Origin of the sequence: Bacillus sp. FSL K6-1005 (genome assembly GCF_038000225.1) — a bacterium.
GTDB classification, from domain to species: domain Bacteria; phylum Bacillota; class Bacilli; order Bacillales; family Bacillaceae; genus Bacillus; species Bacillus mojavensis.
In genome coordinates this window covers 3121314-3136625 of sequence record NZ_JBBOBP010000001.1, presented here as the reverse complement: position 1 = coordinate 3136625, position 15312 = coordinate 3121314, and the positions used below count along the sequence as shown (strand labels likewise).

General features: G+C 43.6%; 15 protein-coding genes and 2 pseudogenes. 14 read left to right on the top strand and 3 right to left on the bottom strand.

The features are described 5' to 3' along the window. Window positions 1–4: 4 nt before the first annotated feature. On the bottom strand, window positions 5–2323 hold the full coding sequence (gene nirB, locus NST16_RS16200; RefSeq protein ID WP_340887553.1) for a nitrite reductase large subunit NirB: 2319 nt from the start codon (window positions 2321–2323) through the stop codon (window positions 5–7). Window positions 2324–2504: 181 nt separating this feature from the next. On the opposite strand from nirB, the gene NST16_RS16195 reads away from it, so the two are divergent. The 7 genes and pseudogenes from NST16_RS16195 to zinU all read left to right on the top strand — a co-directional run bounded on the left by NST16_RS16195 (window position 2505) and on the right by zinU (window position 9276). Continuing rightward, window positions 2505–3710: an MFS transporter gene (locus tag NST16_RS16195; protein ID WP_010332971.1), complete on the top strand. Its 1206-nt coding sequence runs from the start codon at window positions 2505–2507 to the stop codon at window positions 3708–3710. 129 nt (window positions 3711–3839) lie between these two features. Next, window positions 3840–4748: a GTP cyclohydrolase FolE2 gene (folE2, locus tag NST16_RS16190; RefSeq protein WP_326196135.1), complete on the top strand. Its 909-nt coding sequence runs from the start codon at window positions 3840–3842 to the stop codon at window positions 4746–4748. 2 nt (window positions 4749–4750) lie between these two features. Then, window positions 4751–4837: pseudogene (locus tag NST16_RS20890) on the top strand (L,D-transpeptidase); the annotation flags it as partial. Window positions 4838–4986: 149 nt separating this feature from the next. Then, window positions 4987–6150: a response regulator aspartate phosphatase gene (locus NST16_RS16185; RefSeq protein ID WP_168746898.1), complete on the top strand. Its 1164-nt coding sequence runs from the start codon at window positions 4987–4989 to the stop codon at window positions 6148–6150. Further along, the gene (locus NST16_RS16180) at window positions 6137–6259 is read left to right on the top strand and encodes a hypothetical protein (RefSeq protein WP_267496093.1); all 123 of its coding nucleotides are present in this window, start codon (window positions 6137–6139) and stop codon (window positions 6257–6259) included. Before NST16_RS16185 ends, NST16_RS16180 begins: the two co-directional genes overlap by 14 nt. Before the next feature lie 615 nt (window positions 6260–6874). Continuing rightward, complete coding sequence (locus NST16_RS16175; protein ID WP_340887547.1) at window positions 6875–8038, top strand: NAD(P)-binding domain-containing protein; 1164 nt, start codon at window positions 6875–6877, stop codon at window positions 8036–8038. A gap of 44 nt (window positions 8039–8082) precedes the next feature. Then, window positions 8083–9276, top strand: coding sequence for a zinc metallochaperone ZinU (gene zinU, locus NST16_RS16170; protein WP_010332975.1), 1194 nt, complete (start codon window positions 8083–8085; stop codon window positions 9274–9276). Between the two features lie 47 nt (window positions 9277–9323). Here the strand turns inward: zinU and NST16_RS16165 are convergent, their stop codons facing one another. Beyond that, window positions 9324–10004 (bottom strand): amino acid ABC transporter permease, encoded by a 681-nt coding sequence (locus tag NST16_RS16165; protein ID WP_026014657.1) that lies wholly within the window; start codon window positions 10002–10004, stop codon window positions 9324–9326. A 9-nt stretch (window positions 10005–10013) separates the two neighbouring features. After that, on the bottom strand, window positions 10014–10877 hold the full coding sequence (locus NST16_RS16160) for a transporter substrate-binding domain-containing protein (protein ID WP_268444256.1): 864 nt from the start codon (window positions 10875–10877) through the stop codon (window positions 10014–10016). A gap of 168 nt (window positions 10878–11045) precedes the next feature. Between NST16_RS16160 and NST16_RS16155 the strand changes: the two are divergent. From NST16_RS16155 to NST16_RS16125, 7 genes and pseudogenes are all read left to right on the top strand, one after another. Next, window positions 11046–11173: pseudogene (locus tag NST16_RS16155) on the top strand (glutathione-dependent formaldehyde dehydrogenase); the annotation flags it as partial. 105 nt (window positions 11174–11278) lie between these two features. Further along, window positions 11279–11734, top strand: coding sequence for an RDD family protein (locus tag NST16_RS16150; protein ID WP_010332978.1), 456 nt, complete (start codon window positions 11279–11281; stop codon window positions 11732–11734). A gap of 80 nt (window positions 11735–11814) precedes the next feature. After that, complete coding sequence (locus tag NST16_RS16145; RefSeq protein WP_010332980.1) at window positions 11815–12150, top strand: YckD family protein; 336 nt, start codon at window positions 11815–11817, stop codon at window positions 12148–12150. 137 nt (window positions 12151–12287) lie between these two features. Beyond that, window positions 12288–12707, top strand: a complete 420-nt coding sequence (locus tag NST16_RS16140) for a MarR family winged helix-turn-helix transcriptional regulator (protein WP_024120173.1) — start codon at window positions 12288–12290, stop codon at window positions 12705–12707. After that, window positions 12698–13036 (top strand): DUF3147 family protein, encoded by a 339-nt coding sequence (locus NST16_RS16135; RefSeq protein WP_340887540.1) that lies wholly within the window; start codon window positions 12698–12700, stop codon window positions 13034–13036. The genes NST16_RS16140 and NST16_RS16135 overlap by 10 nt, the downstream gene beginning before the upstream one ends. A 16-nt stretch (window positions 13037–13052) precedes the next feature. Next, the gene (locus NST16_RS16130) at window positions 13053–13781 is read left to right on the top strand and encodes an AAA family ATPase (RefSeq protein WP_340887538.1); all 729 of its coding nucleotides are present in this window, start codon (window positions 13053–13055) and stop codon (window positions 13779–13781) included. 72 nt (window positions 13782–13853) lie between these two features. Beyond that, window positions 13854–15287 carry a glycoside hydrolase family 1 protein gene (locus tag NST16_RS16125; RefSeq protein WP_268449028.1) on the top strand — a complete coding sequence of 478 codons (1434 nt, stop codon included), beginning with the start codon at window positions 13854–13856 and terminating at the stop codon, window positions 15285–15287. Window positions 15288–15312 lie beyond the last annotated feature (25 nt).

The following is a 15312-nucleotide window of genomic DNA, read 5'->3' as shown; positions in this document are numbered from 1 at the left end:
TGCCTCATCCTTTCTTCATTGCGCCAGACTGTACAGGCTGATTTTGCAGCAGTGACAGGTCTGTTTGGAGGTTTTCCAGCAGCTGTGTCCGCAAATCTTGTTCAAATAGTACCTCTCTGATATGAATGATGCCGAGGCGGTCAATCCACTGATGAACCGCTTCTGCGTAGTGAGCCGTTTCGCGATAATATTGAAGAAGGCCTTTCATCATAATGGCAGTATTTTTTTCGCTATCTGTCACACAAAACAGCATTCCGGAACGGGCATGTGCTCCCCGGATGCCGCCAGTGTAAATGTCCCAGCTCTCTTGTGTTTGAATGGCGCCGATATCCTGTATAGCTGCCGTTGTGCAGTCTTTTTCACACGACAAGCTGATCGATATGTGATCGGGCATGGGAAGCATATCAGCATGTCTTTCGATATGGCTTGCCAGCTTTTGAATAGATTGATCTTCTCCGCACGTACATGCTAAGACACTTCGCAGCGTGCGGCGGTGCTGATGAGAGAAAGCCGGCATGTTCAGTTCTTTTTTGATGTTTGCAAGGTCATTTGGATGGAATCCGGAAAGCTTCAGCCTCTGGCCGTGAGTAATTGAAACATAGGGGATACCGTATGTCTCAATGATGTTTGCGATGTTTCTGAGTTCTTTCGCATTTGTCAGTCCGCCGTACATTTGCGGAATGAGGGTGCATGTATCCTGGGCCGATGCTTTAGGGGACTGGATATAGCCGGGCTGCAGCAATTCCATATAATAGTGAAGCGCCGGAATACAAACATTGCAGCCGTTTTTCGTTTTCCAGCCAAGCTGATTCATTACCTCAGCAGGATCAGTGAAATGACAGAGGTGCAGTTCGGCGATGACTTCGTCTTCCGTCAAATCAGTGCAGCCGCAAAACGAAGGCTGGCCGGCTGGTTCTGTATATTCGCTGCTGGCCATGTATTTCAGAAGGTCTTCAACGAGCGGCTTGCAGCCTCCGCAAGAGCCGGATGCTTTTGTGCACTGCTTGACTTCTTCGACCGTTTTTAAGCCTTTCGTGTGCACCGCTTTTTCAATCAGACCTTTTGTCACTGAGTTGCATTGGCAAATGGTTTCAGTGGGAGGCATGGTTGCAAATGAAATGCCCGTTTGATCCGGTTCAATCAGCTGCTGTTTGACAATGGAAATGTCTCTTTGCTTGAGAAGGCTGTCGAGAAGCCGCTGTTTATCGCGTGTGTCTCCGAATAAAATAACGCCAGCCAGTTTGTCGTTCTCAAAGAGCGCTTTTTTGTAGCAACCGGCATGTTCATCATGAAGCTTCATGCTCGTCGTGCCTGCGTCTTCGTGCACCTTTCCTGCCGACCACACATCAATTCCCGCTATTTTTAAGGCTGCCGATTGGGCAGAGCCATGATATCCTTCACATGGAACGCCGCAGATGTGCTGTGCGAGGACTTTTCCTTGTTCATAAAGAGGGGCGACCAATCCGTATACCATTCCGTTATGCTCGGCGCATTCCCCGACGGCATACACATTCGGTTTGCTCGTCTGCATGAATTGATTGACGATGAAGCCGCGGTTTGCGGCGAGTCCGGCTGATGCAGCCAATTGGATATTGGGTCTTACACCAGCCGCCATTACAATCAAGTCTGCTTTTATCGAAGAACCGTCGCTGAATCGGATACCATCTGCCCGTGAGCCTCCTGTAATGGCTGCTGTGTCTTTCTCTAAAAGAAAGGTTAAGCCTTTTCGTTCCAGTTCAGACCGCAGCAGACGAGACGCTGTTTGATCGAGCTGTTTTTGCATGATGTTGGGGGAGTGGTGAACGACGCTGACATCCATGCCCAGGTGCCGCAGGCCGACAGCCGCTTCAAGGCCTAATAAGCCGGCGCCGATGACCGCTGCCTTTTGATAATGTTCAGCCATGCTGATAATAGCTTGACAGTCTTCTATTGTCCGAAAGCCGTAAACACCTTCTTTGTCTGTCCCGGGTATGGGGAGAATATGAGGGGAGGAGCCTGTTGCCAGGATCAATTTGTCGTAGGACAGGCTGCGTTTTTGATCTGTAGTGACTTGCTGCAAATCTGTGTTGATTTGCACGACCGTTTCTCCAGTGTAAAGTGTTATGCCTTGCTTGGCGTACCATTCACTGCTGTTCAGCACAATGTCATCGAGCGCTGCCTCCCCCTGTAAAACAGAGGATAAGAGAATGCGATTATAGTTGGGATGCGGTTCGCTGCCGAAAATGACAATCTCAAACATGTTACGATGAAGCTTCAATATTTCTTCAATACAGCGAATTCCGGCCATTCCGTTCCCTGCTACGATTAATCTTTGTTTCTTCATTTGCCAGACCTCCTTTGCCTCAGCTTGTAAGTTTTTCTCCTACCAAAAATTATGGCACAATGCTCAGTTAACGCATTAAACGTGTCACATTAGCTTACACATGTCTTTTCCGAAAAAATATGGTCATATATTCTTGATTCAGAAAATTGAAATTTTTATTGGGTCAAGAAAGGGGAATGTTATGAAGCTGTCGGAACTGAAAACAAGCGGTCACCCAACCACTTTGCTCTGCTCGTTTTTATACTTTGATGTAAGTTTTATGATATGGGTTATGCTTGGAGCGCTCGGTGTTTATATTTCTCAGGATTTTGGCCTGTCTCCCTTTGAAAAAGGACTTGTCGTGGCTGTGCCGATTTTATCGGGGTCTGTGTTTCGGATCATATTAGGCGTGTTAACGGACAGAATCGGTCCGAAAAAAACAGCTGTCATCGGGATGCTGGTGACAATGATTCCGCTGCTTTGGGGGACATTTGGAGGCCGGTCGCTGACTGAACTTTATGCGATCGGCATTCTGCTTGGCGTGGCAGGCGCGAGCTTTGCTGTTGCGCTTCCTATGGCAAGCCGGTGGTATCCGCCTCATTTGCAGGGACTTGCAATGGGGATAGCGGGTGCGGGTAATAGCGGCACCTTGTTTGCGACACTGTTTGGCCCCCGGCTTGCAGAGCAGTTTGGCTGGCACAGTGTGATGGGAATTGCGCTTCTTCCTCTGATCATCGTCTTTGTTCTATTTGTTTTCATGGCGAAGAATTCCCCTGAACAACCGGCACCGCAGCCGCTCAAAAACTATTTGCAGGTGTTCGGACAAAAGGAAACGTGGTTTTTCTGTCTGCTGTACAGCGTCACGTTTGGAGGTTTTGTGGGGCTGTCCAGCTTTTTGGCGATATTCTTCGTCGATCAATACCAGCTGTCAAAAATTCATGCAGGAGATTTCGTCACATTATGTGTAGCAGCCGGCAGTTTTTTCCGGCCTGTAGGGGGCTGGATTTCAGATCGTGTCGGGGGCACGAAGGTTCTTTCTGTTTTGTTTGTCATTGTGGCCCTTTGCATGGCCGGAGTCAGCAGTCTGCCGTCTCTTTCAGTGGTTATCATCCTTTTATTTGTCGGAATGATGGGACTCGGAATGGGCAACGGAGCAGTGTTTCAGCTCGTCCCGCAGCGCTTCCGGAAAGAAATCGGAATGGTGACGGGAATCGTCGGCGCAGCAGGAGGCATCGGAGGTTTCTTTCTGCCAAACATTTTAGGGTCATTAAAACAGATGACAGGCACATATGCCATCGGATTTATCACATTTTCCTGTATCGCATTGCTGGCGTTTGTGCTTGTGATTGCCGCAGGATATTACTGGAGAAAAAGCTGGAGCGCGGAAAGCAGTCCGGCGGATGTTTGATGTTTGAATGGGCGACACGCGATTGTGCGTGTCTTTTTTTGCTGTTTTCAACTTTCCCTTGATTTTAACTCGTGAACCGATCAGAATAAATAGTAATTATTACGATTTAAATTGGAAGGAGTTTTCTGATTGGAACAGCACATTCTGCTCCCGGGAAAAACGGAGCGTCTTCACTATTTTGGGTCAGTCAGTCCCATGAAAGGGCAAAAGCCTGTGGAAAAGGAGAACATGAAGGACCTTCAGAATATCAGAAAAGACTATTTTTTTGATATTCAGCAAGTAGGTGTCACCAATGTGTCTCACCCGGTTACTGTTGTCTCAGCGATGAAGCCTTTTCAGCAAACGACAGCAGCGAACTTTACCATGACCGCCAGCCTGCAGCGGAATCAGAAGGGCATCAATATGAGCAGGTTAACAGAGCAGCTTCAACGCTATCATCAAAACGGCTGGGTTCTCTCTTTTTCTTCCCTTCAGCAATTTACGAAAGAGCTGGCAGAAAACATGGATCAAATCTCGGCTTGCGTCGAAGTGCGGTTTCCGTGGTATTTCGAAAGAAAGAGTCCAATGCTTGAGAAAGCGGGGCTGATGCATGCAGAGATGTTGATGTCTGTTGCCTATCACGAAGATCAGCCGTTTAAACAGCGGGCCGGTATCTCAGCGAAAGTAACGACTCTTTGCCCTTGCTCTAAGGAAATCAGTGAATACAGTGCCCACAATCAGAGAGGAACGGTCAGCATTTTGGCCGATATTCATCCGGCGGCACTGCTCCCAGTCGATGTCAAAGCCGATTTGCTTCACGTTGCAGAATCAAATGCAAGCGCGAGACTGCACCCGGTGCTAAAGCGTCCGGATGAAAAGGCCGTAACGGAAACAGCATATGAAAATCCCAGATTTGTTGAGGATCTGGCCCGTCTCATTGCCGCAGACTTGTATGAGCTTGAATGGGTATCGGCCTTTGATATTGAATGCCGAAACGAAGAATCAATTCATCTGCACGATGCCTATGCGAAGCTTAGGTTTTCAAAACAGGAGGAATGACTATGAAACTTTCATTCTTATTTATTGCTGTTTTTGCGCCGGTAATTCTGCTGTCAGCTTGTTCTTCTCATGTGGAAGAGAAAGAAAGCTAAAAACGAGTCCATATCATTTGATATGGGCTTTTTACTTTTTAAATCATAATTAGGATGAATAGAGAGATTTTTCAAAAAATAATACTATTGATACATGTCTTTAGTGGTATAATATTTAATAAATGTAAAGAAAAGGAGGTAAATCGTTGTCTGTCCCTGATTTAATCCCATATCATTTTGTTACCACAGACATAAATCACTGGTATGTTGTAATAAAACAAGGCCGAATAGAGAAAGCAAAGGAAATGAAAAGAAAAGTAGAGAATGAATTTAATAAGATGGAGAAAAACGAGAAGGTTGCAGTTTACCTTCAGCTCTTAAAATTGAGGCATGAGATTATGCTTTCTTATTTAGAGCCTGACTCTGTTAAAGATATTGACAGCGTTTTTGAGGGCCTTAAAGAGACAAGAGAAAACCTTGCTCCGGAATCTCTTACGAATACAATTGAATTTTATTTTCATTTTTTCACCGGTATGTATCATTTCCGGACAAGAGATTTAGTCATTGCTTTAACATATTATCGAGAAGCCGAGAGATATCTTGATTTATTAGATGAAAACGCAAATACAGATAAGGCAGAGTTCTATTTCAAAGTGTCAGAGGTCTATTACTACATGAAAGAGACTCATTTCTCCATGAATTATGCTCAACGGGCATACGCTATTTTTAAACGGCAGAAAGACGATAAGGGCAATCTTACATATGGAAAAGAAATGGTTCACTGCCAGTTTGTTATCTTTGGTAACTGGCTTGATAAAATGTGTTATGAAGAAGCCTTAGAAACAGCAGAAAAAGCGTTAAAAGATGCTGTTAAAATAGGTGAGCAGCATTTAATTGGTTCTGCTCATTTTAATGTAGGATTATGTTATAATCATCTTGAAGAACTTGACAATGCAGAAAAACATTTTCAAATTGCCTATGAAATTCACAAGGCCCAGAAACATATCTATGAGTCAAAAGCGGTCTTTAATTTAGCTTATGTTAAGGCAAAACAAAATGACCTTCAGGCTGCATTAAAATTGTACGAAGAAGGAAAAAAGATTGCAGAACGTCATAACAATCAAGAGGTAGCAGAAAAACTGAAACTCGTTAAAGGGCTTTATTTATCATTTGATTTGCAGACACTCAGAGAAGTGTTCGAGTTCTTCAGGGAAAAAAATCTGTATGGTGACATGGAAGAATACGCAGTTGCTGTTGCTGATTTTCTGACCAACAAAGAAAAAAGACATGATGCGGTCGATTTTTATCAATTGGCAATTGAAGCACGCAAACAAATTCAAAGGGGGAAACATTTAAATGAAAAAATGTAAAATTGCAATTTGTTTAGCGCTTTTATTTGGCATTGTTGGTGTTTCTGGCGCTTCGTATGCTTTTAATGAGCAGTCCACTTATAAAGTCGCAGATAGAGCAGCGACTTAATTGAATATTATCAATCAACCCCCATTTTGGATAATCTCTATCAAAATGGGGTTTATTAATTTCTATGTTCGATGCTCATCCAAGTCGTGTATTGATTTAATGAAGTTTCGAATATTCATGGATGTGAATGAAAGTTCTTTGAATGAAACTCTTCAACTGAATGTAAGATGCAAGCATGGGTTCTTTATCAATAAACCCTCAGCAACAATAAAATGGGACCAATTATCACATTATGATGGATGGAGTACTAAAAAGAGATTGAGCAAATGACAAAAACATTAAAATTAGAGGATTGGCCTGTAGCATAATTTTATTATGAAGCTTGTATACTTTGTGTAATGCCAATTGTCCCCAGTCGATAAAAAATTCCCCATATCCATCTAACTCTTATTCTATAACAAAGATCGATAGAGTTTGTTTTATCTAAACTTCAACATAATTTGGTCGTTTTGAGATGGTTGGTTTGGATGGATCTCCAACGAAATGGATATACAAAAACATACCTGACCACACAAAAGTTGTGATCAGCTGATAGAAAGCAGTTGACAAAAAGGGAAAAAGAACATACGATTTAAATCGTAATAATTACGTTTTGTGCAAAGAGGAGTTACTCCTATGTATAAATGGCTTATCATTGGCGGCGGAATTCAAGGCTCGACCTTGGCTGTGTATCTGGTGAAAAGCGGAAAGGTGTCTATCCAGGATCTAGTAGTCATTGATCCTCATGAACAGCCTCTTGAGTGCTGGAAACGAAATACGGGCCGCATTCGGATGAACTATTTACGCTCTCCATCGGTTCATCACATGGATACCGAGCCGTTCAGCCTGCAAACGTATGCGGATAAAAGCCAGTGGCCGGAGGTATTCTTCGGAAGGTATAAGCGCCCCTCTTTATCGCTTTTTAATCAGCATTGTGAAACGGTATTGGATGAGATACATATTGATCAGGCGTGGAAGAGAGGTATGGTGACAGACTTGAGAAGGAAAAACGGATTGTGGGAAGTGAGGACAGATGCCTCCGAAACAATCATGGGCGAAAGAGTTGTACTAGCCATAAGTTTTTCACAACAGCCTTGCTGGCCGGAGTGGACAAAGCCATTTCAGAATAACGGCATTTACCATGTGTTTGACAGGAATGTGGAAGGGTTAAGAAAGGAAGGTGGTAAAGCGGCAGTTGTGGGCGGAGGGATCACGGCGGCTCATTACGCCATCAAGCTCTCAGATGACGGGTACGACGTAACGATGCTCGTGAGGCATCCGTTTCGCACCTATGATTTTGACAGTGATCCGGGCTGGCTTGGCCCGAAATATATGAAAAGGTTCAGCAAAACGTCAGACTATCAAAAGAGAAGACAATGGATCACAAACGCCAGACATCGCGGCTCCTTCCCGAAGGACATCTCAAGAAAGCTTGCTGTCTATAGAGAAGAGGGCAGGATAGAGGTCATTCAGGATGAAGTGATATCATGTCAAAAAACAGCTGACGGCCGGCTGCACATACAGCTGAAAAAAGAGGAATCGTCATACACATTCGAACATATCGCGCTGGCAACAGGCTTTGCCTCTGACATCAGCCGATTCGAGTGGGTTCAAAAAGCAGCGCAAGCAGAGCAATTGCCTTCTGCCGGCTGCGGCTTTCCGATTGTCGGCAAGGATTTGCAATGGGGGAACGGGTTATACGTGATGGGTGCCTTTGCGGAACTTGAAATCGGGCCGACTGCGAGAAATATTTCTGGGGCGCGAAAAGCGGCATTCACTATTACACAAACGGTGAAGTAAATGATTTAAATCGTAATGATTCTATTTTGGGAGGATGAGATCACATGAAAAAAATTCCGGTTACAGTACTTAGCGGCTATCTTGGCGCGGGAAAAACAACACTGCTCAATAGCATTTTGCAAAATCGTGAAGGCTTAAAAATAGCCGTTATTGTAAATGACATGAGTGAGGTAAACATTGACGCTGGGGTGGTTAAGCAGGAAGGCGGGCTTTCCAGAACAGATGAAAAGCTAGTGGAAATGTCAAACGGCTGCATTTGCTGCACACTTCGCGAGGATTTGTTAGTCGAAGTGGAGAAGCTGGCAAAAGAGGGACGGTTTGATTATATCGTAATCGAATCGACGGGAATCAGCGAACCGATCCCGGTGGCCCAGACATTTTCTTATATTGACGAAGAGCTGGGAATCGATCTCACAAAGTTTTGTGAGTTAGATACGATGGTGACAGTGGTCGATGCAAACCGTTTTTGGCATGACTATCAGTCGGGTGACAGCCTTCTGGACCGCAAAGAAGCACTCGGGGAAGAGGATGAAAGAGAAATTGCCGACCTGCTAATCGATCAAATTGAGTTTTGCGATGTTCTGATCTTAAATAAATGTGATTTAGTCAGCGAGCAAGAGCTTGAACAGCTTGAGAAAGTCCTTCGCACCCTGCAGCCAAGGGCTAAATTCATTCGCGCTGTCAAAGGGAACGTCAAGCCGCAGGAGATTTTACATACAGGGCTATTTAACTTCGAGGAAGCGAGCGGATCTGCCGGCTGGATAAGAGAGCTGACAGCAGGCCATGCAGCCCATACCCCGGAAACCGAGGAATATGGCATTTCTTCATTTGTTTATAAAAGACGACTGCCGTTTCATTCAACGCGCTTTTATCACTGGATGGATCAAATGCCTAAAAATGTTGTCCGCGCCAAAGGCATCGTCTGGTGCGCATCGCATAACAGCCTCGCTCTTCTGATGTCACAAGCCGGCCCGTCCGTAACGATTGAGCCGGTATCCTATTGGGTGGCGGCGATGCCGAAGCTTGAACAGGAGCAAATCAAACAGCAGGAGCCGGAAATATTAGAGGATTGGGACCCAGAGTTTGGCGACCGTCTGACGCAGCTGGTGTTTATCGGAACAGACTTGGACGAAGAAGCCATTACAAATGAGCTTGATCAATGTTTGCTGACTGAATATGAGTTTGATTCCGATTGGTCGCTGTTTGAAGATCCATTTAAATGGAAGCTGAATCAATAGGAAAAAGCCGTCTCCTGCGGAGCGGCTTTTTTTAATGAAACGTTTGTTTAAAGATAATGCGCGTATTTCTTCTCAAGGATATTCTGAAACGCCGCCGCAACGGAGCAGATGGCCCAATAAATGAGTGCGGTCAGAATATACATGGTCATGTAATCAAACTCTCGGCCCCCGATAATTTTCGCATGCTGGAGCAATTCCGGCACCGTAATCATCGCGGCGAGCGAGGATGCCTTGATCAAATCAAGCAAAACATTGGCGAGCGGAGGCAGCGCAATGCGGATCGATTGCGGCAAAATGATCCCCCTCATCGTCTGCCAATATGAAAGACCGAGCGAGGATGCAGCTTCCCACTGTCCTTTTTCAACGGATGAAATGGCTGAACGGTTAATTTCCGCAATATAAGCAGCGCTGTTGAGACTAAAGCCGATCAAGGCGGCTGTAACGGCAGAAAATTCAATGCCGATATAAGGGAAACCAAAATAAAGGATAAACAGGATTACCAAAATCGGAACGCCGCGCATAAAAGAAATGTAAAGACGCGCCGGCCATCTCAGCAGGGCAATCTTAGACATTCTGGCGAGCGATATAAACAGCCCGATCACCGTTCCGGCAAACATGCTGACAAAAGAAATAAGCAACGTGTATCCAATACCTTTTATAACATAAGGAAACGATTCTATCGCCAGCTGCGTGTTGAAAATATATTCCCACTGAATGCTGTACATCATGGCGTCTGATTAAAGGTCAACGTCTTGAACGTCGACATCCAGTTTCTTTGATACATCCGCTTTATTGAAGAATTGTTTTGACAGCTTGGTCAAAGTGCCGTCATTGCTCATCTTTTTCAGCGTCTCGTTCATTTGTTTCTGAAGCTCAGTATTGCTTTTTTTCATGACAAGCGCCTGTTTATTCGGCATGTACTTGATGTCAGGATGGATCGTGATGTTAAGATCCGGAAATGCCGCCAGTGCCAGTGTCTGCAGGTAATAGTCGTTTAAGATGACATCAGTGCGGCCGTTGGCAACATCTTTTAAATACTGCTCGTTGGTCGCGTTATCATAAATAACTTCTTGGGCGCCGTATTTTCTGGCAACGTCCATATAGACAGTTGTCGCTGCGCCAGCCGCTTTTTTCCCTTTTAAATCTTTCAGCGTTTTGATCCCTGATAAATCATCTTTTCGGACAATGGCTGTGCCGTATGAATATTTATAAGGAGAAGAAAACGCGAACTTCTTCTCGCGGTCCTTTGTCACATCTATATCATTGGCGGCAGCGTCAACCTGGCCGCTGTTCACCGCTGTCAGCATCCCGTCGATACCCATTTCCTTGAACTCGACTTTCAGCCCGAGACGCTTAGCCGCTTCTCGAACAACTTCAACCTCATAGCCTGTCAGTTGATCCTTACCTGAATCGGTATCATGATAGGACGTAGGATAAAGTGTGCCGGACGTAGCAACGACGATTTTTCCTTTTTCTTTGATCTGTTTCCAGCCTGAATCCTTGGAACCGGCTTCATCTTTGCCGGAACAGGCTGCCAATATAAGAAAGAAAGCCATTGTTAAGCTAAAGATAACGGCTTTTGATTGCTTAAATGATTTCACCTATGTTTCCCCCAATCTGTTAATCAACTAAAAAGATAGCATTGAACATAGGGGGTTGCAATATGTTGATGGCGTTTTCAAAAAGTTCGAATTGTGTATACAAATGAGACTGTGAGTTAAAAAGCAGCTGGGAAGGCGTCGCAGAAAAGGAGTTGGCCAAGGGTGAGAATGAAAGAGGTTGAAGCTCCCCGGATTCAGGAAGCAAGAGATGCTATTATCAGAATTACGGCAACTGGTATTTGCGGCTCTGATCTTCATTTGGATAAAACGGGATTCCGGCTGAGCCTGATATCATTACGCACAAATTAAGTCTTGCTGATGCCCCTAGAGCATATGATATATTCGATAAGAAAGAAGACAGCAACATCATAGTCAAATTGAAACCATAATGGGGGAGTTACATGAACATCTACAAACCGGCCGGATTTTGGATCAGACTAGGAGCTTCATTACTGGATTACATTATTGTCTCGGTGCCCCTTTTGCTGATTTATTGGCTGATCACAGGAAAAGACCCGAACGACAGCATGATCATCAGCATGGTCGTTTTGCTGTACTCTATTTTGCTGCCGGTATTTTGGCAAGGCTATCTCATCGGAAAAAGAATTTGCGGAATCAGAATCGTAAAAAAAGACGGGTCACAGGTTGGCCTGGTAACCATGATTATGCGAGTCATCATTGCCGCACTGGTTTACGGCATAACCTTCGGGCTCGGTTTAATTGTCAGCCTGTTTATGATCGGGCTGAGAGAAGACAAACGGACGCTGCATGATTTTATCGCAGGAACATACGTTACTTACGCAGCACCGGGAGAAGAAGAACTTTATACGGACGAACAGATCAGAAAGAGCGAATAATGGTTCGCTCTTTTTATTTTGTATACATAAAAAACACAATGAAGCAAAATATATATAAAAAGATAGGAGGAATAAACTGGATGAAAAAAGTGAATGTCAATATCATCGGAATGCTCATTGCCGCGGCTGTTATTTCTTTAACTGGCACAGCTGAAGCGGCGGAAAAACAACAGCAACAGCCGCCTGCAAACGTTACACTGACTGAACAGCAAAAGAAAGAAATTGAACAGCTGGAAGCAGACATATTAAAAAAACGCAAGGATGTCATCTCTAAGTATGTAGAATACGGCGTTCTGCCTAAAGAAAAAGGAGATCACATCAAAAATCACATGGTCCAACACTTTGAAATGATGAAACAAAACGGCTTTGTTCCGAAACGCCATTCTCATCAGCATAAATTTGAAAAGAGACATTAGGCTTTAAGCATCCAATTGAGATTGGATGCTTTTTTGATTAAAGGTATTATCCATTATGATATTGAAGTTTTTTTTATAAAATTATATCGTTCAAAAAGAATATATCGTAATATAAGATATAAAGAGAGGTGTGAATAATGGAACTGGATTTCATAAATAAATTAAATCAGCAATGGACCGACATCTACTATTCATTACACTACAAGCAAAAAGATAACATTTCTCATCAGGCGATACGACTCATGCAGCATATTGAAAAGCAAGGTGAGGCAACAATAGGAGCTTTAGCAGAGTATTTATCTGTCTCTCATAATACAGCATCTGAACATACAAAACGGTTGATTCAAAAGGGATTGGCAGCTAAACGTCGAAGTCAGCAAGACGAACGTAAGGTTTTGGTAGTTTTAACAAAGGAAGGACGCTCTGTTCTTGAACAGCATACTCAGCTGGACAAAGAGAAATTAAAAGAAATAATCGAACGAATAAGCTCATCGGAAAAGGAATTGATTCAACAAGCATTTGAAATTTTAAGCAAGGAAGCTAAACAATGGCGGTAATCAGTAAAGTAATCATCTCAGCACTGATTATTGGATTCGTTACTGAAATATCAAAAAGACATCCAACCTATGGAGGGATTATTGCAGCTTTGCCCTTAGTCAGCTTGTTAAGCCTGTTTTGGATGAAAGTGCAGGGCGAAAATACAGCACAATTGAGTCAATTTGCGTCTGGTGTGCTTAAGGGCATACCTGCTACGGTTTGTTTGCTCGCGATAATGGTGTTTCTATTGAAAACGAATGTTTCATTCTGGTTAGCGCTATCCTTTGGAGTCCTAGGATGGATCGCTTTTTTGCTACTGCAAAAGATTTTTTTGAATATATTCATTTAACGCGAGGGGAGAAGCTATGTATTTAAAAAAGGTCACACTCCTTAGAGATAAGATCCCGGCCTTTGACAGATACCCATTCACTATCCCAGCTGTAAATCAATTACACGATATTTCATTTACCAAAGAAGTAACTTTTTTTGTCGGAGAAAACGGCTCGGGGAAATCAACTTTACTTGAAGCAATTGCGGATAAGTGTGAATTTAACACAGCGGGCGGCAGCCGTAATAATATCTATGAATTGCAGGAGTCAGACTCTCATTTGGGAGATTACATACGTTTATCATGGCTTCCTAAGATCACAAATGGTTTTTTCTTAAGAGCGGAATCGTTTTATCAGCTTTCTCTTCACCTTGATGAAGTGGAACGAGATGCTCCGCAGCCATATCTCTCCTATGGCGGAAGGCCGCTGCACAAGCAATCGCATGGTGAGTCTTTTATGTCGCTGTTCCATCATCGTTTTAAAGGAAAAGCCATTTATCTTTTAGATGAGCCTGAAGCTGCACTTTCTCCCGCACGGCAGTTAGCTTTTTTGAGAGTCATACACGATTTAGTGAAGGGTGGAAATGTACAATTCATCATTGCCACTCACTCCCCAATTTTGCTGGGTTATCCGAATGCTGACATTTTCAGCTTTGACGGGGGCAGTATACATCATACAGAATACGAAAGCACTGAACACGTCCAGTTAACCAGGTATTTTCTTGAACAAAGAGAGAAAATATTAGAGGAGCTGTTCCGAGATTAACATCGTGTTGCTATGAAACGCGTTTCATAGCCTATGATAGGTTTATCAAATACTTCAGGAGTGATTAACACAATGATCCATCAACATCCAGAATCTTTTCCGAAACATTTTTTATGGGGCTCGGCTTCAGCAGCTTACCAGGTTGAAGGAGCATGGAACGAAGATGGCAAAGGCCCTTCTGTATGGGACGTGTTTACGAAAATCCCCGGCAAAACGTTTAAGGGCACCAATGGTGATGTTGCAGTTGACCATTATCACCGTTATAAGGAAGATGTCGCTCTGATGGCTGAGATGGGGCTGAAAGCATATCGATTCTCTGTCAGCTGGCCGCGTATTTTTCCAAAAGGAAAAGGAGAAATCAATGAAGCCGGTCTGGCATTTTACGATAACCTGATTGATGAATTGCTTTCTCATAACATTGAACCGGTTTTGACTTTATATCACTGGGATTTGCCTCAGGCACTTATGGACGAGTATGGCGGATTTGAGTCGAGAAACATCATAGAGGATTTTAATCATTACTGCATTACTCTTTATAAACGCTTTGGACAGAAAGTGAAATATTGGGTAACGTTGAATGAACAAAACTACAATTTTAATCACGGCTTTCTTACAGCCATGCATCCGCCTGGCGTGAAGGACAGAAAACGATTTTACGAAGCAAATCATATTGCGTTTCTGGCAAATGCGAAAGCTATTGAATCCTTCAGAGAATATGTGCCCGAAGGCAAAATAGGACCTAGCTTTGCTTATTCTCCCGCATATCCTTTAACCAGTCATCCAGAGGATATCACAGCTTTTGAAAATGCTGAAGAATTTATGAATAATTGGTGGCTGGACATGTATTGCTGGGGAACCTACCCGCAAATTCCTTTCCGCTATTTAGAAAAACAGGGATGGGCGCCGACAATCGAACCGGGTGATATGGAGCTGCTTGCCAAAGGGAAGCCGGATTTTGTAGGTGTCAACTATTATCAAACGATTACTTACGAACGAAATCCGCTCGACGGCGTTTCAGAAGGGAAAATGAATACGACGGGCCAAAAAGGGACCAATCAGGAAACAGGGATGCCGGGACTATTTAAAACTAAGAAAAACCCGAACCTCACAACGAGCAACTGGGATTGGACGATTGATCCGGTAGGATTGCGTATCGGGCTCCGCCGCATTACGACACGTTATCAGCTTCCTGTGTTTATTACAGAAAACGGTTTAGGAGAATTCGATAAAGTTGAAAACGGCACTATACATGATGATTATAGAATTGATTATTTGCGATCGCATCTTGAGCAATGCAGACAGGCCATTAGTGATGGAGTCGATTTGATCGGATATTGCAGCTGGTCATTTACTGATCTGTTAAGCTGGCTGAACGGTTATCAAAAAAGATACGGCTTTGTTTATGTGAATCGTGACGAAGAGAATGAATATGACTTAAAACGATTGAAGAAAAAAAGCTTTTATTGGTATCAGGACGTTATTAAGAAAAATGGAGAAAATATATAAAGAGTCCCTGAGAGTATTCCTCTCA